The 24990-nt window shown below is 42.2% G+C and carries 23 protein-coding genes; 10 read left to right on the top strand and 13 right to left on the bottom strand.

Going from position 1 to position 24990, the window contains the following annotated elements; all coding sequences use genetic code 11:
• Positions 1–112 precede the first annotated feature (112 nt).
• From OQX62_RS15700 to OQX62_RS15710, 3 genes are all read left to right on the top strand, one after another.
• Complete coding sequence (locus tag OQX62_RS15700; protein WP_265832551.1) at positions 113–751, top strand: hypothetical protein; 639 nt, start codon at positions 113–115, stop codon at positions 749–751.
• Between the two features lie 70 nt (positions 752–821).
• The gene (gene uvrA / locus OQX62_RS15705; protein WP_265832552.1) at positions 822–3395 is read left to right on the top strand and encodes an excinuclease ABC subunit UvrA; all 2574 of its coding nucleotides are present in this window, start codon (positions 822–824) and stop codon (positions 3393–3395) included.
• 18 nt (positions 3396–3413) lie between these two features.
• The gene (locus OQX62_RS15710) at positions 3414–3701 is read left to right on the top strand and encodes a hypothetical protein (protein WP_265832553.1); all 288 of its coding nucleotides are present in this window, start codon (positions 3414–3416) and stop codon (positions 3699–3701) included.
• Here OQX62_RS15710 and OQX62_RS15715 read toward each other — a convergent pair.
• The 3 genes from OQX62_RS15715 to OQX62_RS15725 form a co-directional block, all read right to left on the bottom strand.
• Positions 3681–4163, bottom strand: coding sequence for a hypothetical protein (locus tag OQX62_RS15715; RefSeq protein WP_265832554.1), 483 nt, complete (start codon positions 4161–4163; stop codon positions 3681–3683). The two genes, OQX62_RS15710 and OQX62_RS15715, sit on opposite strands and share 21 nt — an antisense overlap.
• A gap of 9 nt (positions 4164–4172) precedes the next feature.
• Positions 4173–4643 (bottom strand): hypothetical protein, encoded by a 471-nt coding sequence (locus OQX62_RS15720; protein WP_265832555.1) that lies wholly within the window; start codon positions 4641–4643, stop codon positions 4173–4175.
• Positions 4644–4813: 170 nt separating this feature from the next.
• A complete protein-coding gene (locus OQX62_RS15725) occupies positions 4814–5425 on the bottom strand; it encodes a hypothetical protein (protein ID WP_265832556.1) in 612 nt (203 codons plus the stop codon).
• Between the two features lie 153 nt (positions 5426–5578).
• On the opposite strand from OQX62_RS15725, the gene OQX62_RS15730 reads away from it, so the two are divergent.
• The 3 genes from OQX62_RS15730 to efp all read left to right on the top strand — a co-directional run bounded on the left by OQX62_RS15730 (position 5579) and on the right by efp (position 7507).
• Complete coding sequence (locus OQX62_RS15730) at positions 5579–5749, top strand: hypothetical protein (RefSeq protein ID WP_265832557.1); 171 nt, start codon at positions 5579–5581, stop codon at positions 5747–5749.
• Between the two features lie 97 nt (positions 5750–5846).
• Entirely contained in the window at positions 5847–6890 is a 1044-nt protein-coding gene (locus OQX62_RS15735; RefSeq protein ID WP_265832558.1) for an NAD(P)-dependent alcohol dehydrogenase, read from the top strand.
• Between the two features lie 56 nt (positions 6891–6946).
• Positions 6947–7507 (top strand): elongation factor P, encoded by a 561-nt coding sequence (gene efp / locus OQX62_RS15740; protein WP_265832559.1) that lies wholly within the window; start codon positions 6947–6949, stop codon positions 7505–7507.
• 55 nt (positions 7508–7562) lie between these two features.
• On the opposite strand, the gene OQX62_RS15745 is transcribed toward efp, so the two are convergent.
• Positions 7563–7943, bottom strand: coding sequence for a winged helix-turn-helix transcriptional regulator (locus OQX62_RS15745; protein ID WP_265832560.1), 381 nt, complete (start codon positions 7941–7943; stop codon positions 7563–7565).
• A gap of 139 nt (positions 7944–8082) precedes the next feature.
• On the opposite strand from OQX62_RS15745, the gene OQX62_RS15750 reads away from it, so the two are divergent.
• The 4 genes from OQX62_RS15750 (at position 8083) to OQX62_RS15765 (ending at position 10910) form a co-directional block, all read left to right on the top strand.
• Positions 8083–8964 (top strand): SDR family oxidoreductase, encoded by an 882-nt coding sequence (locus OQX62_RS15750; protein ID WP_265832561.1) that lies wholly within the window; start codon positions 8083–8085, stop codon positions 8962–8964.
• Positions 8965–9163: 199 nt separating this feature from the next.
• Complete coding sequence (locus OQX62_RS15755) at positions 9164–9541, top strand: DoxX family membrane protein (protein WP_265832562.1); 378 nt, start codon at positions 9164–9166, stop codon at positions 9539–9541.
• Positions 9542–9570: 29 nt separating this feature from the next.
• Complete coding sequence (locus OQX62_RS15760) at positions 9571–9996, top strand: SRPBCC domain-containing protein (protein WP_265832563.1); 426 nt, start codon at positions 9571–9573, stop codon at positions 9994–9996.
• A gap of 137 nt (positions 9997–10133) precedes the next feature.
• Entirely contained in the window at positions 10134–10910 is a 777-nt protein-coding gene (locus tag OQX62_RS15765) for a hypothetical protein (protein WP_265832564.1), read from the top strand.
• A 26-nt stretch (positions 10911–10936) separates the two neighbouring features.
• Here the strand turns inward: OQX62_RS15765 and OQX62_RS15770 are convergent, their stop codons facing one another.
• From OQX62_RS15770 to OQX62_RS15810, 9 genes are all read right to left on the bottom strand, one after another.
• Positions 10937–12256: a DUF6055 domain-containing protein gene (locus OQX62_RS15770; RefSeq protein WP_265832565.1), complete on the bottom strand. Its 1320-nt coding sequence runs from the start codon at positions 12254–12256 to the stop codon at positions 10937–10939.
• 87 nt (positions 12257–12343) lie between these two features.
• A complete protein-coding gene (locus OQX62_RS15775) occupies positions 12344–14437 on the bottom strand; it encodes an ATP-binding protein (RefSeq protein ID WP_265832566.1) in 2094 nt (697 codons plus the stop codon).
• 154 nt (positions 14438–14591) lie between these two features.
• Positions 14592–17276 carry a DNA ligase D gene (gene ligD / locus OQX62_RS15780; protein ID WP_265832567.1) on the bottom strand — a complete coding sequence of 895 codons (2685 nt, stop codon included), beginning with the start codon at positions 17274–17276 and terminating at the stop codon, positions 14592–14594.
• Positions 17277–17396: 120 nt separating this feature from the next.
• Entirely contained in the window at positions 17397–17792 is a 396-nt protein-coding gene (locus OQX62_RS15785; protein ID WP_265832568.1) for an acyl-CoA thioesterase, read from the bottom strand.
• Positions 17793–17996: 204 nt separating this feature from the next.
• Positions 17997–19997, bottom strand: coding sequence for a tetratricopeptide repeat-containing sensor histidine kinase (locus OQX62_RS15790; RefSeq protein WP_265832569.1), 2001 nt, complete (start codon positions 19995–19997; stop codon positions 17997–17999).
• 175 nt (positions 19998–20172) lie between these two features.
• A complete protein-coding gene (locus OQX62_RS15795) occupies positions 20173–20844 on the bottom strand; it encodes a MarR family winged helix-turn-helix transcriptional regulator (protein ID WP_265832570.1) in 672 nt (223 codons plus the stop codon).
• Complete coding sequence (locus OQX62_RS15800) at positions 20841–21479, bottom strand: flavin reductase family protein (RefSeq protein WP_265832571.1); 639 nt, start codon at positions 21477–21479, stop codon at positions 20841–20843. Before OQX62_RS15800 ends, OQX62_RS15795 begins: the two co-directional genes overlap by 4 nt.
• A 60-nt stretch (positions 21480–21539) precedes the next feature.
• Entirely contained in the window at positions 21540–22376 is an 837-nt protein-coding gene (locus OQX62_RS15805) for a phytoene/squalene synthase family protein (protein ID WP_265832572.1), read from the bottom strand.
• Positions 22377–22471: 95 nt separating this feature from the next.
• The gene (locus OQX62_RS15810; protein WP_265832573.1) at positions 22472–24859 is read right to left on the bottom strand and encodes a TonB-dependent receptor domain-containing protein; all 2388 of its coding nucleotides are present in this window, start codon (positions 24857–24859) and stop codon (positions 22472–22474) included.
• Positions 24860–24990: the final 131 nt, after the last annotated feature.

Below are 24990 nucleotides of genomic sequence, written 5' to 3' on the forward strand. Positions count from 1 at the left end.
AAAGCGGTAGTAACAGCTGTTCCATTTCCTATTTCAAATATCTAAAATATGATCTGTCATCAAAATTAAATCAATAACTTGCCGCCCCTGGTGATTAAACCAGTTTGAAAAAATGACCAAGATATCCAATAATGACCCGTTCGACCTTAATTTATGCATGAGGGGATTAGGTAATATAGTTACCTATATGCACTCTGACCTGTATGAATACATGTATTATTTTACATTTAAGCGGGCCATGAAAAAGTATGCCATGGATTTCAAAGATCCCTGGGAGCAAAATATTGAGGAGGCAGCATTTTTTCATAACGTAGACGATCCATTCGTGCAAAACTGCTCAAGGGCAGAAAGTAAGCTGATTAAATTTAAGCAGGAAATTACCCTGAGATTTGGAATCGACGAGATAGAAGACCTCAACGATGACGAAATCATCCGCCAAAGCCACCGCTTTCGTCCCTATTTCCTGGTTTTTAAAAGATCCAAAAGTTATAAAAAATTGAAGCTGCAATATGAAAGAGCATTATCCGGATTTATTGAATGCCTCTATCTGTATGCCTGTGCTCTAACCGCCGGGAGTAATAAAATACCGCGGGTACTGAAAAGTAAAATGAACCTGCCTGATGATGAATCTTTCCGGCTTTTAAATCAGGATGATGCAAATGTAGCACTGCTCATTGAACTGATTATTGCTTTGAGGGTTGAACTGAATGGTTTCAGACTGCTGTTTTACAAACTACCAAAAAAGGCCTGAATGCGAGCGCAATGCTAATTCCTCTCTCCTAAACTAAAACTTTCCTATCGCTTTCTTGTTTTTCTACAGCATGGCAGGTAAAACAACAACAGATCAGCAAGACTTTAGCGGTTACGTAAAAATAAAAGGAGCAAGAGAAAATAACCTTAAAAATGTAGATCTGCAGATTCCGCGTGACGCGATGGTCGTCTTTACAGGTGTTTCAGGTTCAGGAAAATCTTCCCTCGCATTTGGAACACTCTATGCAGAAGCACAAAGACGTTACCTGGAGTCGGTCTCCCCTTATGCAAGGCGGTTATTTAACCAGATGTCTATCCCGGAAGTAGATGAAATTGAAGGTCTTCCCCCGGCAATAGCCCTGCAACAACAACGCGGTTCTTCCAGTACCCGTTCTTCAGTAGGCAGCGTAACAACCTTATCCAACCTGCTGCGGATGTTATATTCCCGGGCCGGAGATTATCCTAAAGGTCAGTCTATCATTTATGCAGAAGCCTTCTCTCCCAATACACCTGAGGGGGCATGCCCTGAATGCCACGGACTTGGTCGTGTGTACGAAGTAACCGAACAGTCTATGGTTCCTGACGATACTTTAACGATTCGGGAAAAGGCGATCGCAGCCTGGCCTACCGCATGGCAGGGACAGAATTTACGCGATATCCTGATCACCATGGGCTATAATGTAGATATACCCTGGAAAGACCTGCCGAAAAAAGACAGGGAATGGATCTTATTTACAGAAGAAACACCCGTAGTACCGGTATATCCGCGTTTTACGGGCGAACAGGTGCAGAAAGCGATTAAAAACAAGATGCAACCCGATTATATGGGCACATTTACAGGGGCAAGAAGATATGTGATGCAGACCTTTGCTAAAAGCCAGAGTCAGCTGATGAAAAAGCGTGTCAGTCAGTTTATGCTGAGTAATGCCTGTCCTGTTTGTCAGGGTAAAAGACTAAGAAAAGAATCTCTTTCCATCAAATTCAACGGGCTGGACATTACAGAATTATCAAGATTATCGCTGAGCAGTCTTTATACGCTCTTCAAAGATTATGGCGCTGAAAAAGATTTACTGAATGAAAACAGAGACAAAAAACACCCTGAAAAGGTCATTGTAGCACAGCGCATTGCAGATGATATGGCATCGCGGCTGGAGGTAATGCTGGACCTGGGACTGGGTTACCTGAATCTGGAAAGAAGTACGCCCAGCCTTTCTCCGGGAGAATTGCAGCGTTTACGATTGGCTACACAGATCAGATCTAATCTTTTCGGTGTGGTCTACGTATTGGATGAACCTTCCGCGGGCTTACATCCTGCAGATACACAGGCGTTACTGAAGGCCTTGGACAAATTAAAAGCCTCTGGCAATTCTCTTTTTGTAGTAGAACATGAGATAGATGTGATCAGTCACGCCGACTGGATCGTAGATGTTGGACCAGGGGCCGGAGAGCAGGGCGGACATATTTTGTATAGCGGAGTCCCGGAAGGGTTAAAAGACATCGCACACTCAAAGACTAAAGATTATATCTATGGTAAAAAACGAGCTGTGCATACTGAAACAAAACTGCGAACACCAAAAGGCTGGCTTAAACTGGAAGGCCTGACTAAAAATAACCTGAATCAACTCGATGTGGAATTCCCTCTGGGAATATTTACCAGCGTGACAGGCATATCAGGATCCGGAAAAAGCACCTTAGTAAGTCAGATATTGGTAGAACTGATCAGTGATCATCTGGGTCAGAAAATCACGAAAACTGATGCTACAGCTGCTGATCAGGAGGAAATGAATCTGCCTGACCTGGACGCGTCTGGCAGCAAAACAACCGGTGGTTCAATCGCTTCAGGTGCGGAGGAGATCAGGAGATTGGTCCAGGTAGATCAGAAGCCGATTGGTCGTACCCCAAGATCAAATCTTGCCACCTATACAGGGTTGTTTGATCCTATACGTAAACTTTTCGCCACCACACCCGAGGCAAAAAAAATGAAGTACGATGCAGGCAGATTTTCATTCAATGTAGCAAAAGGACGGTGTCCGCATTGCCAGGGGGAAGGATTTGTGATGGTAGAGCTGTTATTTTTACCGAGCGTTTATACGCCATGCCCTACCTGCCTGGGAACGAGGTATAATGCAAAAACTTTGGAAGTAACCTACCAGGATAAAAATATCGCTGAAGTACTGGGAATGACGGTTGATGCGGCCTGGACATTTTTCAGGGCAGATCCGTCCATTTCGCGCGGACTTGATATCGTGCGGCAGGTTGGACTGGGTTATCTGAAACTCGGACAGCCGGCAACAGAACTTTCAGGTGGTGAGGCGCAGCGGATTAAACTGGCAACAGAACTGCAGCGTACCCAACGTGGAAACACCCTATACATTCTCGACGAACCGACCACTGGTCTTCATCCCTCGGATGTAGAAAAACTGATGACGCAGTTGAATCACTTGGTAGAACAGGGAAATACAATCATTGTTGTAGAACATGATATGCATGTGATTGCCGGAAGTGACTGGGTGATTGAAATTGGTCCGGAGGCAGGTGAGAAAGGTGGCAAAGTAGTTACATCAGGTATTCCGGCCGAATTTGCATTAAATAAAAACAGCCGCACGGCTCCATATTTATTGAAATACCTTAAATCAACTGAGTAGTAACAAGAGCTTTTTCAAATGAACGAACTGACAAAATTCAAAGATTCCCTCTCCGAGACACAAATACCCGCCGGCCTTTCTGTATTGCTGCAGGCACTTTGGTTTGATGGAAAGGGCGACTGGGAAGCTGCGCATGACCTGATTGATCAGCTTCAGGATAAAAATGCCGCACATCTTCACGCCTATTTGCACAGAAAAGAAGGTGATAACTGGAATGCTGATTACTGGTATAACAGAGCAGGTGAAAAGAGCCCGCAACTTTCTCTTGAAGAAGAGTGGGAAAAACTATTTTATAAATTCCAATAATGGCTCCAGAATGGTGGTTTCAAATTCCTGCTGCCGCTGATGTCCTTTTTTGTTATTTGAAAAGGTATCACTGATCTCATAATTCTTCACAAAATAATTTGATTTCGCCCCAATATGGTACGTCAGCGTACCATAACTGGTATCATTAACCAATTTTATTTCTTCAAACCCCATTAAGCGCTTAGTGTAGATTCCAGGTATTTTTTTATAAACTGCTCTTGTATTCCGATCAAAGATCATCGTCACCTTCACCACAAAGAGAAAGTCATACATCACATAACAAGAAACCCCTGCGCCTATAAAGTAGGCAAAACGTTTTACATCAAAGCCAATATTTAAGAAAGGAACTACCACAAAGCAGACCCCCACCAGGCAAAGGAAAATAACGATCTTAGTATAATAGCCCAGGTTAGGCTGGAAGCGCATGATATTATCTGAGACTTCTAAATTGTACAATGCCATAGACAATCCTTATTTCTCTAATTGCATAATGCTCGTCGCCTCATTAATCATTTCATTAAGCGGCTTAACAGTAAACATCGATTGATTCAGCATTATATTTTTTTCCTTACCATTCACATTGAAAGTCATATTTCCCGTAGCATTCATCGTCACACCGAAAAAAGCAACAGTACTCGCCACCAGGAAACCATCAAAATCATTCAGGTTGTAAGCAACTTCACCGGCAAATATATTTTTCTTTACGAGCAGTTGCTTTGCATCCATATCAATTGTATTTTTTGCAGTCAGTCTGAGTGCCGCTGCAGCACCAAGAAGAATCATAAATACACCCACCCACATTGCTCCTTCTTTACCTTCGTCATGAAAAAAAGTAAATTTTAGTCCGCCCAGGATAAATAGCCCACTAAGCAGTCCAATAAACACAAGCTGAGATTTCAATTGGTATTTGTTGCCGTCCTGTACAAAATATTTATAAGTCATTGGTAATTGGTAATTTAGATATTTAAAGATTTATTTATTCATATTACAGCGACTAAAATTCCTTTAGCGTATAATATTAATAAAACTGACAACAAATCTAATGCCATGAAATTTACTTATTGGAGATATTTTAATAAAATAGTAAAGACATCAGTACGTTTCCGGCATTATCATCCTGCTACAGTAATTGTTACCACTTCAATTTTATTTCCATTAATTTTAAAATGAATGATCCGGTCAGATCCATAACAGGTCGTGCTGCCTTCCTCCTCAACCCAATAGGATTCTTCAATCTGCAGGAAATAAACCTGCATCTCTTCATCATAAAGCAGAGAAATGGAGTCTGGGCAATCTTCGTCACTCACCGCAGATCTTGCAGATTTTCTGTGGTTAAAATCCATATCTAAACCGCTTTTATACACTTCAGTCAGGTCTCCTTCCTTCAGGAAAATAGGCAGATGAGGGAGCAGAATTTTACTATAATAGGTCGATGATTTATAGTTCTCCAGGCTATCCCCATGCTGGTAATTCCATTGCGCTATGCCCTTTAACAATGTATTATACACCTTTTCATCTCTTAAAATAGCAACAGGAAGTTCTGAAAAATGACGATTCAAAGCAGCGCTGTTCGTATCCGGAACGGCAATCACAGTATCAGCCATAGGCTGCTCAGCCGGAGTAGTGGTACTGTCCCGGAGCACATTTTGTGCCCCTTTATCCTGGCAGGAGCATATAATTGTTAATAGTGCAGCAAATAAAATAGTTTTGTAAATTGACATCATTCAAAATAAGGTTACTGTTAGCTATGATCGTCTTTTAATTTACATAAAAACGGGGGATTGAGTATCTGTGCATATCCATAGCATAAACGTCTCTTTCACTTTATTATCTGAAATAAAATAAAACCACCCTTCAAAAGCCTGCGCTACTGATGGGTGCTGAATTTAATAATTTATTACAAATACCGCAGATGGTCAGCGAACGATCAGCATCAAACTACTGATAAACCCTGGCAGTATAAGCTGTATCAACCCCTGCCTGTACATATACCAGTAGACCGCTATTCAACCGGACAAATCTATGGTGCGGCGGAAGGTTATGGATAGCCTTAGTTAATGTTTGAATTTTGCAATCATATGTTTGATATTCGCTGTCAGGACATCAATTTAAGTCATTAACTTTATCCAAACAATTAATTATACAATGATAGAAGCAAAAGGATATGCGGCACAAAGTGCCGAAACAGACCTGGCCCCATGGTCATTTGAACGCCGTGAAGTTGGTCCGCATGATGTACAGTTTGATATTTTATTCTGCGGGGTATGCCATTCAGATCTTCACCAGATTAAAAACGACTGGTTTCCAGGGATTTTCCCTATGGTACCTGGTCACGAAATTGTAGGACGTGTGATCAAGGTGGGTGACCATGTTACCAAATTCAAAGTGGGTGATCTTGCCGGTACAGGCTGTATGGTTGATTCCTGTCAGGTTTGTGAAAACTGCAAAAAAGACCTGGAGCAATATTGCCTGGAGGGAAATACCGGAACTTACAATAGTTTATCACGGGATGGGGTAACACCTACCTACGGTGGGTATTCCAATACAATCGTGGTAAGAGAAGAATTTGTACTACATGTATCGGATAAACTGAATCTGGCCGCTGTTGCACCATTATTATGTGCAGGTATCACTACCTATTCTCCTCTAAAACACTGGAAAGTAGGTAAAGGTCATAAACTTGCGGTATTGGGTCTGGGCGGACTAGGACATATGGCTGTTAAATTTGGTGTAGCTTTTGGGGCTGAAGTGACAGTACTAAGTACCTCACCTAAAAAAGAAGAAGATGCTAAAAAGCTGGGTGCGCATCATTTTGTAGTCACTACAGATGAGGCACAGGTAAAAGCAGCGATGGGCACTTTTGATTTCATATTAGATACCGTATCTGCGGAACATGATTTTAACATGTACCTTTCCTTATTAAAATCTGATGGTACGCTCATTTGTGTCGGTGTGCCGTCAAAACCAGCGGAGATAGCTGCTTTCAGCTTACTTGCCGGCAGGAAAAGTATTGGCGGATCTGCCATCGGCGGTATCGCGGAAACTCAGGAGATGCTGGACTACTGTGCTGAACATAACATCGTATCCGACATTGAGATGATTGATATGAAGGACATCAAATCTGCCTATGAAAGGATGCAAAAAGGTGATGTTCGTTACAGGTTTGTAATTGATATGGCAACATTATAATTATAAATAGACAAAAAGCACATATATTTGGGCTCAAATTTTACAATTATAATTTTATGGCTAAGGCATCTGAAACAAAAGTGGGAAATATTTTACGTTACAACGGTGAACTGGTAACGGTTACAGAATTTGTACATCGTACACCAGGTAAAGGTGGCGCCTTCTACTTAGGGAAATTTCGTAACATCAAAACCGGCAAAATTGTAGAGGCCCGTTTGGGAACTGACGAGCAGGTTGAGATTTGCCGTGTAGAAACTAACGATTTTCAATACTTGTATGAAGAAGGTGACTATTTCGTGGTAATGGATAATGTTACTTTTGATCAGTTCAATGTGCCTAAAGCATTGTTCGGACCATCAGCGAAGTTCCTGAAAGAAGGAATGGATGTGATCGTTTCTTTTGAAAGTGAAGAACCGATTATGGCTCAGGCACCAAACTTTGTAGACCTGGAAATTACTTATGCTGAACCAGCTGTTAAAGGAGATACTTCTTCAGGTGCTCAGAAATATGCAACTACCGAAAACGGAATTGAGATTAAAGTTCCGCTATTTGTAAACCAGGGAGATAAAATTAAAGTAGATACCCGTACAGGAGAATATATTGAGCGCGTAAAATAATACCTGTTCCTTTTAAAAATTCTTAAAAGCGGCTCATTCAAACGGGCCGCTTTTTTTATGCCATTTTATGATCGGTATACGCTGTACGTGAAGCCTTTATAGCGGGCATATGCTGCAATGCCCAGTCAATCAGCTGTGTCATAGCAGGCAGTAAACTACTTCCCCGCTCAGTTAAAGTATATTCTACACGCGGCGGCACCTGGGGATAAACTTTTCTTGACACTAAGCCATCCGCTTCCAGAGTTTTAAGCGTTACGGTCAGCATTTTCTGTGAAATGGTTCCGATAACAGCATTAATTTCATTGAACCTTAAAGTACCCTCCTCTCCCAGGATAGTGATGACCAGTATAGACCATTTATCACCCACCCTGTCCAGCACATCTCTTACCGGACAATCTGAAATGCCTTCGTATTTTTTTAAATTTTCTTTTACCATAAACTGTTGAAAATGAACAATAGTAACCTGAAAGTTAGTAACTGATGTTGCCGTGCCTTCTTGACAAGTGTTAACCGACTGACTACCTTTAACTCTCTAAAAGTAAGTAAAGGTTTGGATAAATTTAAATTATAATCAGATGAGTAAGATTTTAGTAACCGGAGCCACAGGACAGCTGGGTGCCGCAGTGACAGAAAGCCTGTTAAAAAGAACAGATGCCAGTAATATCAGCATATTGGTACGCGATGCAGCTAAAGCCGCCGCCTTTAAGGCCAAAGGCGTAACCGTAGCAGTTGGTGATTACAGTGATTATGCTGCTGTGCTGGCGGCCTTGCGGGGCATTGACAAGTTATATCTAGTTTCCGGAACGGACCTGGAAAACCGTGCTGCACAACATGAAAATGTAATCAATGCGGCTAAAGAAGCAGGTGTAAGACAGGTGCTTTATACCAGTTTTCAGCGCAAAAAAAACATCAGCCATTCCGCAATTGCCGAAGTATCTGAAAGTCATATTCAAACTGAACGCATTTTGAAAGCGTCCGGATTGATTTATACCATACTCCAGCACGGCCTGTATGCGGATATTATTCCTGCATTCGCTGGTGAACAGTTACTGGAAACAAAAACTATTTACCTGCCCTCGGGAACAGGTAAAGTATCTTTTGCGGTCAGAGCAGATTTAGCGGAGGCGGAAGCTACTATTTTATTGGATCAAACCCATAAGTTCGACAATAAGGAACTGGAATTTACAGGCAATGAAGCAGTTTCCTGGGAGGAGATCGCAAAGATGATTTCCGGAATTACCGGGGAAACCATCGCTTATGTCTCTCCCTCCGAAGATGAGTTTAAGGGAGTATTAACGCAGGCAGGTGTGCCTCTTCAAATTGTGGGGATGCTCGCTGACTTTAATGCAGGCATAGCGGCAGGTGAATTCGAAGAGATCAAACCAGATCTTGAAACTATTCTCGGAAGAAAACCTGCAACTGTAAAATCGTACTTACAATCTGTTTACGGAAAGTAACCGTAGCAGCGAGCTACAGCGATGGAAATCGCTGTAGCTTTTTATTTCATTTCGAGTTGCCATTGGAAGTATGCAATATTGTTTGTCGCGAATACCCTTACAAATTGTCGCAATCACCTACCTTTTTATTAAATTGAAATGCTGAGATTAGATTCAGGAATCAAAAAATACCGAAATCATTCTAAACAAAAATTATCATATGAAAAGTAAAATTCTATTTGGCGTAAGCCTGTTATTCGGACTCATGTTTATCAATGCCGGCCTCAACAAGTTTTTTAACTATATGCCTATGCCCAAAGATTTACCTGAAAGCATGGTAAAATTAATGGGCGCATTTATGGCTATAGGCTGGTTGATGCCTCTAGTTGCAGTAGCTGAAATTGTAGGTGGCTCACTTTTTATGATTCCCAGATACAGAGCACTTGGTGCACTGATCATTTTCCCTGTCAACATCGGCATCCTCTTAACCAATATATATGATGCTCCTTCCGGCTTACCCATTGCAGCGATTTTAATGGTGATTAACCTTTGGGCCCTGTACGAAGACCGTGAAAAATTATTACCATTAGTCAGATAATCAGCTTCAACTGCATCATTATATTACACATGGAAACCAACGAAAAAACGAAAATAACTGTTCAGACTACTATTGCCGCTCCCCTGGAGAAAACATGGGCTTTCTGGACAGACCCCTTGCATATTGTTAAATGGAATAGTCCTTCTCAGGACTGGCACACGCCGGCAGCAGAAAATGATTTACGAAGGGGCGGTAAATTTCTAAGCCGGATGGAAGCTAAAGACGGCAGTTTCGGTTTTGATTTCTGGGGTGTATACGACGAAGTAGTTCCAAATGAACGGATTGCCTATACGATCGGTGATGGAAGAAAAACAGAAATTATTTTTAGCAGCACTGGTAGTACGACAAGCATCACGGAGACTTTTGAAGCAGAAAATGAGAATCCTGTAGAAATGCAGCAGGATGGCTGGCAGGCTATTCTGGAAAACTTTAAAACCTATACTGAAAGCCATTAATGCCTGGAAATTCCTGATCACACAGCGATCAGGATGACTCAGATGGTGAAGGAAAATTGATTTGTATCTTATCAATTACAATGTTTTTTCTGAGTTGAAAAATTTGTAGTATTGATTACACACAAATGTAAATCAATATGAAAAAACTACTCATCGTGGTGATGGCCTGCTATGGCCTGACCGCCCGCGCCCAGCTGCGCCCATCAGGAAATTTTATCCACCTCTATTCTGATTCAGTCATTTACGCAGATAAAATCAGACTCCGGCCAGATTTTACAGGTACACTGCAATTAAGGGCAGATGCTAAAAGATTCCCCATGTCACAGGTTAAGTTCTTTAACAACGAAGACGGATTCTTTGCAAATACACGGAAGCTGAACCTTATTCAACCAGCTGGTTTTGCCGAAAGGATTATTGAAGGCAGGATTAATGTTTTCCAGGAAGTGGACCTGGATCCCTTCCTTTATGACCGCCCTTATTATTTTAACGGGCGTAGAAATGAAACCGTTAATTTAAGTATGTACTATACTAAAGGTGAGGGCGATCTGCAAAAAGTGAAATACAATAACCTGAAGCGGGACATGGCCGATAATGCCGAAAGTATGCGGCTACTTGCTGGTTACAGGAAAAGCATGACCACCAGTAAAATTCTATATGTTTCTGCAGGGGTATCCATTATAGCCGGACTCGTGGCTTTCATAATGGACAATAAAGACACCAGTGCCCCGGCTTTCACTTATGATCCCAAAGGATTCCCTAACGGTTTTAACCAGGACACGAAAATAAAACGCGGGGGTACTACAGCTGCTTTTATATTGATGGGCGCCAGCCTCGGGCTGGCAGGTGGTGGTTACGCAGTGCATTTAGGAGGCGTCAGACGGCTCGAGAATGCTGTGGATAGTTATAACAAATAAGTCAAAGTCAATCCATACAGGGCCTGTTATTGCGTGACAGGCCCTGTATTTTGTAATTTAAACTCATAGGGCCATTCCGGATTATTTATATCCTCTTTAGCCACCTGAGCATGTGTTGCTGGAGCACCCATGACAATGAGCCACAAAAAGGCAGTCCCCGCAGGGACTTTAAATTGAGCAGTACCGGCCGGATCGGAGCAGGTATCACTATAAACACGGCTACCGTCTTCCTTAACAGCGAGGAAACCATAGCGCCATCCCGCCTCATTAACTTTTAACGCACGGAATCCCGTAGCCCCCGCGATGCCTTTGAAGTTTAGGCTTATTGTTGTTCCCGCTGCAGGAACTCTCAATTTGATCCCATTGTAACCATAATTTTCAGGGCAGTTGAGCTTCGCAATCCTAAACCAGCCGTCGTTTAATGTATCCAGTACAGTGTGGTGCTGATTAGCATAAGGAGCGGCGACATCCCTGATTCTTTCCATATCCCAGGTGATAAACCGGCTTACAGCTGTAAACATATCATCATTGAACTTCTTCTGGGTTCTGCTGGTCATTCTTTTGTAAGTCATTACAATATCTTCCCCTTTTTTTGCTTCCCGAAGGAGCCGGCCAAAAAAGTCTGTTCCATGTTGATTTGACCAGTATTCCAGCACATAAGGAGAGTGATAAGTATTCTCCGGATGCAAAAAAGCAAAATGCGTCTTTTTCAGATAGCTTTTCAGATGGTAATTCTCAAAAGTCATCCACTCAGGATATACCTGCCATAACATATACTGAGCAGACATTTCCATGATCGGACCACGGAATCCCGTACCGTTATCGGCACTAGCCAGATATTGAAAAGCATGCCCTAATTCATGTGCCAGTGCACCATAAGGGGCTTTGCTCATTCTCACTGCGGGGGTCCACAGAATGCCGATTTTATCTTCTGCGCCGCCGCCAAAAGCAGTTTGTTCCTCCCCGCCAATCACATAAAACAGGATTTTATACTGATCACTCAGGGATTTGCCTTTCTGTACAATTTTCAATTTGTTCACGTAGAAATCGTAAAAACGCTCGCATTCTTTCAGGGCAGCCCCGGTATCAAACCGTTTAGTTACATCCGGATTTTGCATGGGATCCTGCCCGAATTCTTTCGACCAGAAAATTGCAATGTTAGCTGATTCTGCTTTTCTTGAATTGCTGAACTCGCTGGTGCTGTCGCTGTAATCATTATGATCAGGCACCCGCCATACCTTCGCAGGTACATATGTTTGTTTGCTGATTTGTGCTGCTGCACTTCCTGCGAAGAAAATTATTGTGAGCATTGCCGCAGTGCCCTTAGAGAAGAAATTGAATACCATAATGATCTTTTTTGCTGCATTAAAGATATCCATCCCTCACAAAGTCGTCCGGCCTGAATTTAACCGATATAACCCTTATTTTATCCTCTATTGTTGTTCATTTACAGGTATAGTAAACCAAAATGTACTCCCATGATTCAATTCGCTTTCCACGCCGATCCTGCCTTCATGCCTCTTAATAATCTCTGAACAAATGTACAGTCCCAACCCCAACCCGCTATAACTCTGACCTTCGTGGTTCACACGATAATAACGATCAAAGAGATGAGGCAGGATATGGCTGGCAATTCCAGGTCCTTCATCGCGCACGGAAATCTTCGCATAACCTGTTATTTTCTCGATGTTAAGAAAAATCTTCATCGAATCTGGTGCATATTTCACTGCATTATTCACGAAATTAACAACTACCTGATCGATACGGTGTTCATCAGCATAAATACGCAAGTCCATATCTCCACTAATCACCAGTTCATATCTGCCTTCCACACGTACATGATTACAACATAGGTTGAGCATTTCGGATAGCGTGAAAGTAGTTTTTTTCAATTTGAGCTGACCTTCGCTCATGCGGTTCATGTTTAACAGGTCATCCACCAGCACGCTCATCTTGGCCATACTCCTGTTAGACTGTTCGATCAGTTTGATATGCATCGCCGAGTTCGGTTTATGCTTAATCCGGTCTAATAACTGCAAAGAAGCTTTTAAACTGGTTACGGGAGTTTTTAGTTCATGACTGGCAATACTTAAGAAATCATCCTTCCTTTGTTCAAATAACTTACTTTCAGTGATATCTGCCGTCATCCCCACCATCCTGTTTACCTTACCATTTTCGTCATAACGTGGCCTTCCATGAGCGCTGATCCAATGTACAGAACCATCACGCCATGTAACCGGGTATTCTGCCCGATAAACCGTATTAGTAGCAATTGCTTCCTGTACTAATTTTCTTACACGCTCCCGGTGTTCAGGAAACATGGTTTCAAAAAGATCCGGATAATTGAAGGTTTCGTCTTCCCGATAACCATAATTGGCTTTAAATTGTGCAGTACTTTCCATCACTCCATCAGCAAGATTAACTTCTGTAGAACCCAGTTTACTGGCGTCCATCGCAATTTGCAAACGTTGATTTACATCTTCTACAGCTATTCTTGCCTCCACCTGGGCGGTAACGTCACTAGCGACGACCATAATGTCTTTTGTGATACCCTCCACCTCAAAAGGCTGGTAAGTAAAATTCACATACATATGTTTACTGATACCATTTTCAACTACAGAAAGCATCACTTCCTTACCAAAATAAGCCTTACCGCTGGTATATACCTCATCCAGCAAATCCAAAAAAGGCTGGCCTTTAATTTCAGGTAATGCGACAGCCAGGTTTTTCCCCACTACGGAATCATCTTTGCCCCAAATCCGGAGAATTACATCATTTGCACAATCTATTCTCATTTCACGTCCCTGTAAAATTGCAATGGCAACAGGAGATTGTTTGATGAGGTTACGGAAACGCGCCTCACTGTCTGCGAGCTGACGATTTAAACTGATCAGCTGTTCCTGACTGGTCTGAAGCTCTTTATTGGATGAAATCAGTTCTTCATTAGTCGTAATCAACTCCTCGTTAACAGCCTGCATTTCTTCCTTTTGTTCGCTGAGCAATCCGTTAGTCACCTGATGATTCTCAATTTCTTCTAAAGCAGAACTTCTGAGTTCAATCTGATCCATGACCGCAGTGGCCATTCCTGCAAGGATGCGTGATTCTTTCTCCGTAAAAACTCTGGGCTGTTGATCGATAATGCACAAAGTGCCTATTAAAAATCCATCATGCGTAATCAATGGCGCTCCCGCATAAAAACGGAGACCAAAATCACCGGCAACATTAGGGTTAGCGATCAGACATGGTTCTTTAAGCGCATCTTCAAAAACAGTAATTTCAGGATGAAGTACAGCAAGTGCGCAAAGACTTTTACCCCTGTTCGCTTCCCTTGCGTTCCCCATTCCTGCATTGGCTTTAAAGAATACCCGCTCGGCATCAACCAAAGAAACAAGGGAAACAGGTACACTGAAGATCTGGGTACACAATTTTGCCATATTATCAAAAGAAGCTTCTGATGGCGTGTCCATAATCCGGTATCGATTTAGTGCAACCAGGCGCTCGGAATCATTCTCTGGAATGATATTCATTCCAAATGTATTTTCAATCATGTCAGGGGTGTGATTCGTAGAAATCAAATATACATATTTTGCCAGCCTGTCTGCAGGCGTCAGGTGGAAACACTCCTTTCAGGAGTAATGTTCACAGGATTTCCTTTCCGAAAATCCTGTGAAGAACTGCAGACTAAAAAACCTCTTTCGCTTTTTTCACCGCTTTCATCAGGTCAATACCTTCGTCCAATGCGCCATGGAATAAATCTCCGGTTTCCTTTAAGCGGTCTACCACATTAAAAATAGTGAAGTCGCTCATCTTCAGTCCCGTTTTAACTTCGTCCCATGCCAGCGGCATAGATACCGTAGCACCAGGTTTCGGTCTTAAGGAATAGGGACAGGCTATTGTTGCACCGGGGCGGTTCTGAAGAAAGTCTAGGTACATTTTTCCTTTGCGTGCTGAAATCTTCCTTTCTATGCTGGTAAATTCCGAAAGCTCCTGGTGTACCTTTTCAACGATAATACGGGCAAACATCTGCGACTGATCGTAGGTGTATTTTCCATGTAAGGGAATGTAAATATGCATTCCCGTAGAGCCCGAGGTTTTGCAATAAGAAGGCACGTCTATCGCATCCAGCATTTCTTTTATATGCAGTGCTGTCTGAATTACCTGATCAAAGGTATTTTTATCCGGATCAAGGTCGATCACACAGTAATCCGGATTGTCCGGAGACTGTATGCGACTGAACCACGGGTTCATCTCTATGCAGCCCAGGGTGGCCATCCACAGGAGCGTCGCTTCATCATTACCCACCAGATAGTTATTGTTCTTTCCGTCATCTGTCGTATGCGCAAAGGTTTTTGCCCAATCCGGCGCCTTTCCGGTAACATCTTTCTGGTAAAACCCTTTACCGGTAATACCGCCGGGAAACCTGTTGAGCGACATCGGCCGGTCTTTCAGGTAAGGCAAAATATATTCAGCTACCTGGTAATAATAGTTGAACATATCTCTCTTGGTAATTTTATCATCCGGCCAGTATATTTTACTCAGATGTGTGAATTTTAAATCGTGACCACAGACTTTGCGTACCTGCGTTTCATCTTTAGGATTCAGCAATGTTTTACGCCCTTTGTTTACAGGAGGTTGAATAGCCTCAACTTCCTCCACGGTTTCATCGGTCGGCACCGCTTTTTCCAGCACTACATCCCTGGCATTTTTATCTTCACGCATGCCCTTGAAAGAAGCCTGGCGGAATACCCCGTCGGTCGTAACTTCAGCAAAGGCAACTTCTGCTACCAGCTCTGGTTTAAGCCATGTGGGTTTCGCGCCCAGCCTTTGCGGTCTGAAACGTGAAGGTTTATCTATATCAGGTTCCTGATCAAAGGGTACCTCATCCGTAATCAAAGGTTTGAATTGTTCCATCAGCTCTTTTTGCAGCTGCATGGGAAATCCCGTACCTACCTTTCCGGCAAAAACCAGTTTACCCTCCCGATATATACCGAGGATGAGGGCACTGAAAGATTTATTTGTACCCGGGTTCCTGGTAAAGCCTGCTATAACTACTTCCTGCCTTTTTTTCACTTTTACTTTCAGCCATTCGCGGGATCGCAGATCTGAAGTATAAGTACTGCTGGCTTTTTTTGCGATCATTCCCTCCAGTCCTATCCGTGTTGCCGCATCAAAAAACTCAATTCCCTTTCCATAAAAAACCTTGCTCAGCCTTATACTGTCGTCATCAGCCGGAAGGATTTTCTCCAGGATAGCCCGGCGTTGAATCAACGGTAAATCAACCAGACTTTTTCCTTCATACCATAAAATATCGAATACATAGAAAACCAGATTGCCGTCTGCTTCACTGCGCCAGTTCTGCAGCGCACCGAAGTCGGCCACCCCTTTGTCATTCAACACCAGAATCTCCCCGTCCAACACCGCTTTGAAATCCCATTCTTTCATCGCAGCAACAACTGGATAATATTTATCAAAAGGAATTTTATTACGGGAAATCAGCTCCACCTCATTGTTAACAGCAGCGATTGCCCTGTAACCATCCCACTTCACTTCAAAAACCCATTCATCATTATCAAAAGGATCTTCCACGAGCGTCGCCTTCATTGGTTTGATGGCAGTTGGCATTTTAGCTTTGGGCGCACTTTTCAGTAGCCTTGTCAAATCAATCTCAACCGGTTCATGCCCATCGATCTTCGCGTCCAGTTCTTCTTCAGCAGCATCCACTGGCAGCACTTTCTTCCCGCGAGAGGTACCGGATTTCTTTGTAGCTTTGACCGGCACGGGTACATGCGCTCCGGCTGCCATTTCCTTTAAATCTTTAGCTGATAATACTGACTTATCTTTTATTGTAATATCCGTTTTTGAGGCAAATTCATCATTGTGTTTAATCAGGAGCCAGGCATTCTCCCCCATTCCATGTGTTTTAACCAGTGCAAATTCACCTTCCAGTTTTTCTCCATGAAGTTTGATCTTCACAGATCCTTTCTCCAGCTCATCAAGCAGATATTTTTCCTGCGCCTTTTTTCCCTTGATATCTGCTATTGTTTCATAAGTACCCTGATCCCATACAATCACTGTTCCTGCCCCGTATTCACCCTTAGGAATAGTGCCTTCAAAAGTTCTGTAGTCAAATGGATGGTCCTCTACCATCATTGCCAGTCTTTTTAACTTCGGATCGGTAGTGGGACCTTTAGGTACTGCCCAGCTTTTTAGCACACCTCCCATCTCCAGCCTGAAGTCATAATGCAGACGTGAAGCATCATGCTTCTGGATCACAAACAATAATTTATCTTTATTACTGCTCTTACCAGCCTTAGGTTCAGCAGTTTTTTTAAAGTCGCGTTTGGAATTGTACTTGGTTAAGCTCATATAGATGATATTGAAAAGCTATAACAAGCAAAGCGGGAAACAGTTCAAAAAAAATAAGCTATAAATTGCCGGCTATTAATGCCTGTAAAAGCTCATATGCGTTCATTTAATTTCGGCGTTTTATACGGCTAATGTATCAAAGATCTCTCCCCTGCTTAATCTTCCGTTCACTTTGGCAATCGCTTCCACTTTAGCTTTTAAAGAGAGGACATTATCCGATAGGCGGTAAATGTCCTGATAAAATACAAGTTTCACACCCGAGCGTTCCGTTCTGAGTTTTATGGTGAAAATATCTCTGCTGGTCAGCGAAGCCTTAAAGTCCATTTCAATACGGGATACCATCAACAATATACCTTGTTTAGTGAGTTCTTCGAATGAATTGCCTTTTGACAACAAATACTCATGTCTCGCATGCTCAAGATAAGCCTGATAGACGGAGTTATTTACTACACCCTGTATATCGCATTCATAGTCCCTTACTTTGAGCTGAATTTCAAATTTGTAATCTTCCATCATGTAAAGGTAGCGATTGTAGCCAATCGGTTGAAAAGTACAGGTAAGATTATATCATCCGCTAAGATTGGCCGCACCTTGGATTAACATTGGTCTGATTTATCAAAACAGTATCAAAGGAATACCAAACCAATACCAAAGGAATACCAGACCAATATAACCGCGAGTCCCGAGTTTACACTGATCTTAAAATAGCGCGCTGAAATATCAAAATTTAACAGATGGTAGCGTAACTGAAAATTGTGTTCCTTCACCCAGTTTACTTTCTATCTGGATTTTACCGCCATTTTCTTCAACAAATTCCTTACACAACATCAGGCCGATACTATTCCCTTTCTCACTTGCCGTTCCTTCCAGGCTCAGGTTTTCCCGTTCAAAAATCTGCTGTTGCAAATCACCTGCAATCCCTACTCCATTATCTTTAATGAATAGCGTATTATATCCGTGGAGCTGATCAATTGCAGCATGCAGTTCTATTTTCCCGCCGCTATAGGTATATTTGATGGCATTAGCCAGCAGATTCCTGACAATGAAATCAACCTGGGTCATATCTGCAAAAATCATCAGTTCCTGCGGAGTATGGTCAGTAATACTGATTTCTTTCTCTGCCGCAGCACTTTTATACAGGGTGATGTTTTTAGTAATCAGCTCTTTTGCATTAAAGGCAGATTTACTGTAGGCAGTACCCTTGATCTGTGACTTTCCCCAGATCAGTAACTTGTCCAGAATTTCCAGTGTTGCATTGCTTTGTTCTTTCAGTTTCGGAACGAAAGACTGGAACTCTTCTTCCGAAAGATGATTGATTTCCGCCACTTCCATCAGACTTACAATACTGGTTATCGGTGCTCTGAGGTCATGGCCAATAATAGAAAACAGTTTATCTTTAAAGTTATTCAGCTTTTTTAATTCGGATTGCTGCTGCTTAAGCGCTTCTTCCCTTTTCATCAGCTGCTGGTTTAATTTGCGCGTTCGGATATAGAAAAAGATGAAAGCCAGCAGTATTAGGCCCATAAATATGGCAAATGCACGGACGATATTCCTGTTAAACCGGATTTGCTGATTGCTAAGTTCCAGCTTCTGCACTTTGACAGTAGAGGTAGAGAGATCATAGCTGGACTGCAGATCGGCAACATCCTTTGCCTTTTTGATCGTAAATAAACTATCCTGCAACAGGTTACGCAGTTCCAGTGTTTCTACCGCAGCTTTATAGTTTTCATCCTGTTTATAAAGATTGATCATACCCTGATATACATCCAGCATCATGTAACGCTGGTCAAGTTCCTTACTCAGCTGTAAAGCCTGATTCAGTAATAATCTACCGCTGTCCGGTTTTGATTTCCCGGTTACGGAGGCGAGACTGGTCAGTATACCAATTTCATATTCCTTAAGATTTCTTTCACGGATCAACTTTAAAGCTGCTTTCTGATACCTGGCAGCTGCTGCCAGATCTCCAATTTTTTCATAGGCATCACCTGTATTACTCAGTAACAAAATACGGATATCAGAAAATTCCGGCTTATCCATTTTTTTAAGTGCAGCGAGGTAGTAATCAAGTGCTATCTGGTATTCCCTGCGACCAAAATAAACGATACCGATATTATTCATGAGCCGGCCGGTTCTGTCTGACGGAGCAAAAGACTTATCCATATCCAGCCCCTTGTTGAAAGATGTCAGTGCCTTTTCCAGGTCCCCCATCTGCTGATAAACAGCCCCCAGTTTATTGTATGCCGTTATTATCCCACTCCTGTTTCCAGAGAGCTGATATAGCCGCTGAGCCAATAAAAAGCGACGAATCGCTTCCGTAAATTCACCCCGTCTTAATGCCACACCACCCAGACCGTTGTGTGCAGATGCAATATCCAGTTTTTTTCCTTCCTTGGTAAATAGTGCCAATGCGATATCAAAATCCTTCTTCGCTTCAGCAACTTCGCCCTGTGCCATCTCCAATTCTGCGAGCATTCTGTAGGATTTAGCGATTCCATAGACAAAGTTGATACGGGTAGCCAACTGAAGCTGCTGTTTTACATAATAACGTGCAGAATCAGGTCGTACATTACGATAAGCAGAAGCAATGTCACCCAACATATTGACCTTACTGGTATCGTTGTTGTTACGCTTAAGCTGTAACAATAAGGAAGGCAGATGGCTTTGTGCAGAGAGCTTAAAAAAAGTAAAAAAACTAAATAATAGTAAAGTAGTGGGTTTCATATTTGGCAGGACATGACTTTAGCCTTGTAATATCGGATTATTATTAAAAGAATAATGCATAAATGATTATCTATTACGTATTTATATGTTAAAAAATGTTAATTTCTAATTTTAACGAATAGGAGTAATGAAATCCGGAAACTTGTCAGGTCATATTTGTGGACCGCTGCTGCTTTTATTCTGAAAATGTTTTCAGGTCTTCTTTGTTCTGGATGTTCTTTTTTTGATAGTGTGCATAATGAAAATCCTCCAACTTTTGCAGCAGGTATTGCAGCGTGAGTTTTTCGCTGACAGTTAACTTACCTGTGATCATTTTACCTACGTGATTCATATCTTTGAATACGCGGTAAAGTAATTCTTTCCCCTCATCCGTGATGCCGATTTGTTTGCTTCTTTTATCTGCTAAACTGTCCCATTGTCTCACCAGGCCTGCGGCGATCAAACGCCTGATCACTTCCGACCCTGAGGTTTTCTCCTGCAGGTTATGGCTGATCAGTTCGGTTTTAGAGAGATGATCATGAGTCAGCAAAATTGCCAGCCCGGTAAAATCTTCTGCGGTTTGCAGTGGCGTTCCATCTAATACTTTTTTGATATAGGATTTGGCATAACGGCTCATGTATACAAATAGTCGGGCAATATTGTTATCCAGCTGGTAAGCAATCTCCTGCGCGTTATCTTCCTGCTGACCAAAACGTATATCTTCTGTCGCCGCTGTTGTGGCTGCATTGCCCACATGGCTGACCAGAAATCCGGCAAAATCCTGCAGGGAAATCTCATCACCGTGATGCTCCTCCTCCATTTGCTCTACGAGGGTTAGTAACTGATGAACTAACTGATAGGATTTCATAACAGGGAAGAATTGGGTACTTCGTCCGGTTTGGCATAACTGAGCCGCCCTAAAGCCTGCGGTAAATAATAACTATCCTGTCCTGTTACAGCCAGGGTACCTGCTTTTACATGATCTACAAAACCATCTTCGCCTATCAGTGTATCTTCAGCCAGAATAAGCACCATCTCTCCTACAATTATACTCGTCCCATTAATTTCTACATCAATGATTTCACGCAGTTCCAACCCGATCCGAACCGTAGACTGAGCTACAAAAGGTGCTTTGAATTTGCTGGCGTACATTTTTTTGAAGCCACACACATCAAATTCTGAAACACCGGAAGGATAACTTGCACTGGTTTGATGAGCCTGGGTATACCATTCCGGAAGTACGTTATTCAACGTATAGTGTCCAACTGACCTGATATTTTGCAGCGTATCATTATGCCCGCGTTCGGGTCTGATCACCATGCCCAGCAAGGGTGGATTACTGCCCATATGAAATACAGAACTCACAGGACAGAGATTGGTGATTCCATTGGTATTGGTCGTGCCCAAAAGATTAACAGACTTATACCCGGATATACTGTTCATCAGGCTAATGCGATAGAACTTATCCATTTCCGAGATCTGATCACTATTTATGTTTACCATATCATTCGTTTTTAATTCCGGCGGCAGGTCTGAAAATCTGTCCCGCAGATTTAATTATTTTTATAACACATTCAGTTTGTAACGTACAAGTGAATCGAACATCAGCCAGAATTTATGTCCGTTAGATACGCGTATCCGTTCAGACAATACCTTTTCGGCAGGAACCTTTCCTATCTTGCGGAATAACTTCAGGTAATACACATAGGCCAGGTAAACACCTTTTCTGCAGGACCGCGGAAGTTCCCTGATTCCATTTAATGCTTCATTAAATTCCTGATGGATTTCCTGCTCAATCGCTCTTTTGTCAGCATCTGAAAAAGAAGAAAGATTGACGTCAGGAAAATAAGTACGACTCAGTTCCTGGTAATCGGCATTTACATCACGAAGGAAATTGACCTTCTGAAATGCAGATCCCAATTTCATCGCCGGTAAGCGAAGACGTGCAAATTCATTTGCATCTCCGTTGGTAAATACATGCAGACACATCAATCCAACCACCTGTGCCGAACCAAGAATATACTCTTCATAAGTTTCGGGCGTGTAGGACTGCTCTTCAAGATCCATTTCCATACTCTTTAAAAAGAGACTGATCAGCTCATGTCCGATATGGTACTGATTCACCACCTGCTGAAAGGAATTCAGCACCGGGTTAATACTGATTCCCCGTTCTATCGCCATAAAACAGTCGTTTTTCAGTTCCTGAAGCATTACTGATTTAGGATAATCATGAAAACTATCCACTATCTCATCCGCCAGCCGGACAAATCCGTATATCGCATAGATAGGCGCGCGCAGTTCTTTGTTCAAAAAATAAATACCAAGAGAAAAACTAGTGCTGTAAAGCTTTGTAGTTTCCCTGCTGCAGGTAGCAGATAATATGTCAAATCTCTCTTTCATATGATGAATAAAACACAACATAGTACATATTTGTTTTATTATCAAGATTATTATACAAAATCGTACTAATAGCCCCGTTATTAGCCTTATGCGATCTAATTCGTTCTTTTCTTTTCCTCCTCGCTGGCAGTGATTCTTTTTCGCGACGCAGCCATGCTTTTACCTAATTTATAAGTAAAACTCAGCGTGAAAGTACGGGTATCATTCTTCTGGTAAATTCCGTTATTTTGGCCCTGGTTATCGATGCGAATCCGGTAAGGATTACCATACAGTAGATCTGCTGCACTTAACCTGAGCGTAGCTTGTTTATTAAACAGCGGTTTACTGATACCTGCACTGAGGTCGTGAGTTTTATCTAACCATAATGTTCCCTGTTGTACAGCACTGTTATACCATGCACTCAGTTCGGCTTTTAATCCATTGTTTTTATTCAGCGTGAAAGCATGATCGGTTCTCAGGTAAAAATAAAACTGCCGGTAATTATAAGTATTTCCCGGCTGATCTGACTTTTGTGTCCGGTAATACCCTTGTGCAAGATGATTGATTTCCCACCAGGGAGCAGGATGATGAACAGCAGAAAGTTCCGCTCCAAGCTCCTGGATACGGCCAATGTTGAGCTGTGTATCATAAAAGCGCTGGTTCACATTGTCCTGAACGGTAACGTTACTGGACATATCATCAATTTGTGTATACACTGCAGCGAAAGTATAATCATGGTGCAAAGTATAATTCAGCTGCAAACTATTGATGATGGAAGGTTTTAAAAAGGGATTCCCGTTCTGATAATTATAAGGACTCGAATAACTCTTTGCAGGATTCAGCTGTCTGTAATCAGGACGTTCAATCCTTTTAGCATAAGTAAAACCAAACTCATTATTTTCACTGGCTTTATAGGTGATAAAAATTGAAGGAAAAATGCGCAGATAGCTGTTGGTATTGATGGAATCCAATGATTGTGAATTTCCTTTCGTACGGGTATATTCTGCACGCAGCCCTGCTTTTAAAATCCATTTACCGCTGGCACCGGATAGATCGGTGTAGGCAGCACATGTATTTTCAGTATAGTCAAACTGATCACTTTTTGAAGGATCCGGTACAGGAACTGTGCCGGCAGTATTGAAAAAATCAAACTGATTCTCACTTACGATGCTGGTATATTTTGCGCCCGAAGCCATCGCCCAGGTTTTACCTAACTGATAGTTATAATCTAATTTGCCGGACCAGATATTGATCCTTTGTGCCGCCGGCGAGGAGATTTGGTATGGTGAAGCTGACTGACTACCATCGCTGAGTACAGTATGATTACTTAAACCCTGTGTATTGTTCCTGGTGTAGGGAACATAATCTACATCTATGTTCAGGCTGCGCCCTGCTGAATCCAGCTGCACTTTATAATTTACGTTGAAACTGTATTGATTAATCCGGCTTTCTGCAGTTGTATTGGTATACAATATGGAATCGGGCTGAACATTGTGGTGATTAAAAATATTAGTGATCGATTTGCTTTCGCTGGAACCTGCTGAATTGTTTCCCGTGACCAGCAGACCAATCACCTGTTTACCGGTTAAGTTGTAATCAGCACCAGCAGAATAATTACTTGCCCTGGTATTCCCCAAACTCCTGCGTTTCAAATCCCAATAAGCATAGGAATTTGGCGTTTCATAAATAGTGAAGGTATTCAAATCACGCTGAATGTCCCTGTCGGAATAACCATAACTGCCAAAAACATTCAGCTTGTTCTTCCGGTAATTGAATACGCCATTCCCGGTATACCTGTTCAATGCCCCGCGGGTATAAGCTCCGCTCAGACTGGTATTAAATCCGTCAGTTTTTGTCTTTTTTGAGATGATATTAATTACTGCCCCTCCCTGCGCTTCATATTTAGCTGAAGGATTAGGCATCACTTCAATTTTTGAAAGCTGATCTGCAGGAATACTTTGCAGGTAAGCGGCCAGATCATCTCCTGATAGCCTGAAGGGCTTGCCATCCAGATAAACCACAGCACCTTTGTTGTTTGCTTTGATCGTTCCTTCATTAGTAGTCTGCACGCCCGGCGACTTTCCCAGGGCATCCCAGGCATTCCCGCTGCTGGCCATAATGCTATTTTCCACATTGAAAACTACCCGGTCTATTTTACGTTCTATTGTCGGCTTTTTAAAAGTAACCGCCACCTCATTTAACTGTCTGTTTTCGTTCAGCAGTATAATAGCAAGTGTATCTTTAGGCATAGTAAAAGAACGTAACGAAGCTTTATAACCAATCAGTGAAACTGAAAGCTGATAAACACCCTGATTCATACCACTGAATGTAAACTGACCCTGGTCCGCCAGCTGACTGCTGATTACCTGCCCATTCTGCGAAAGTGTTACAGTAGCCGCATCCAGGGTTTCCCCTTGTTCATCACTAACAACACCTGTCACCTTTTGCTGTGCTGACAATTGAAAGGGAAAACACAGCAATAAAAAATAAAATATGGTTTTCATAAGTATAGATTCAAGTTTATAGCTCATGCTAATATGCCACAAACCTAGCCTGTTGCTTCCTAAACGGAAGTTAAGTTGAGTTAAATAGAGTTAAATCGTATCTTGAGGTTATGGTTACCCTATAAATTATG

Origin of the sequence: Pedobacter sp. MR2016-24 (assembly GCF_026239655.1) — a bacterium.
In the GTDB taxonomy this organism is placed as follows: Bacteria; Bacteroidota; Bacteroidia; order Sphingobacteriales; family Sphingobacteriaceae; genus Pedobacter.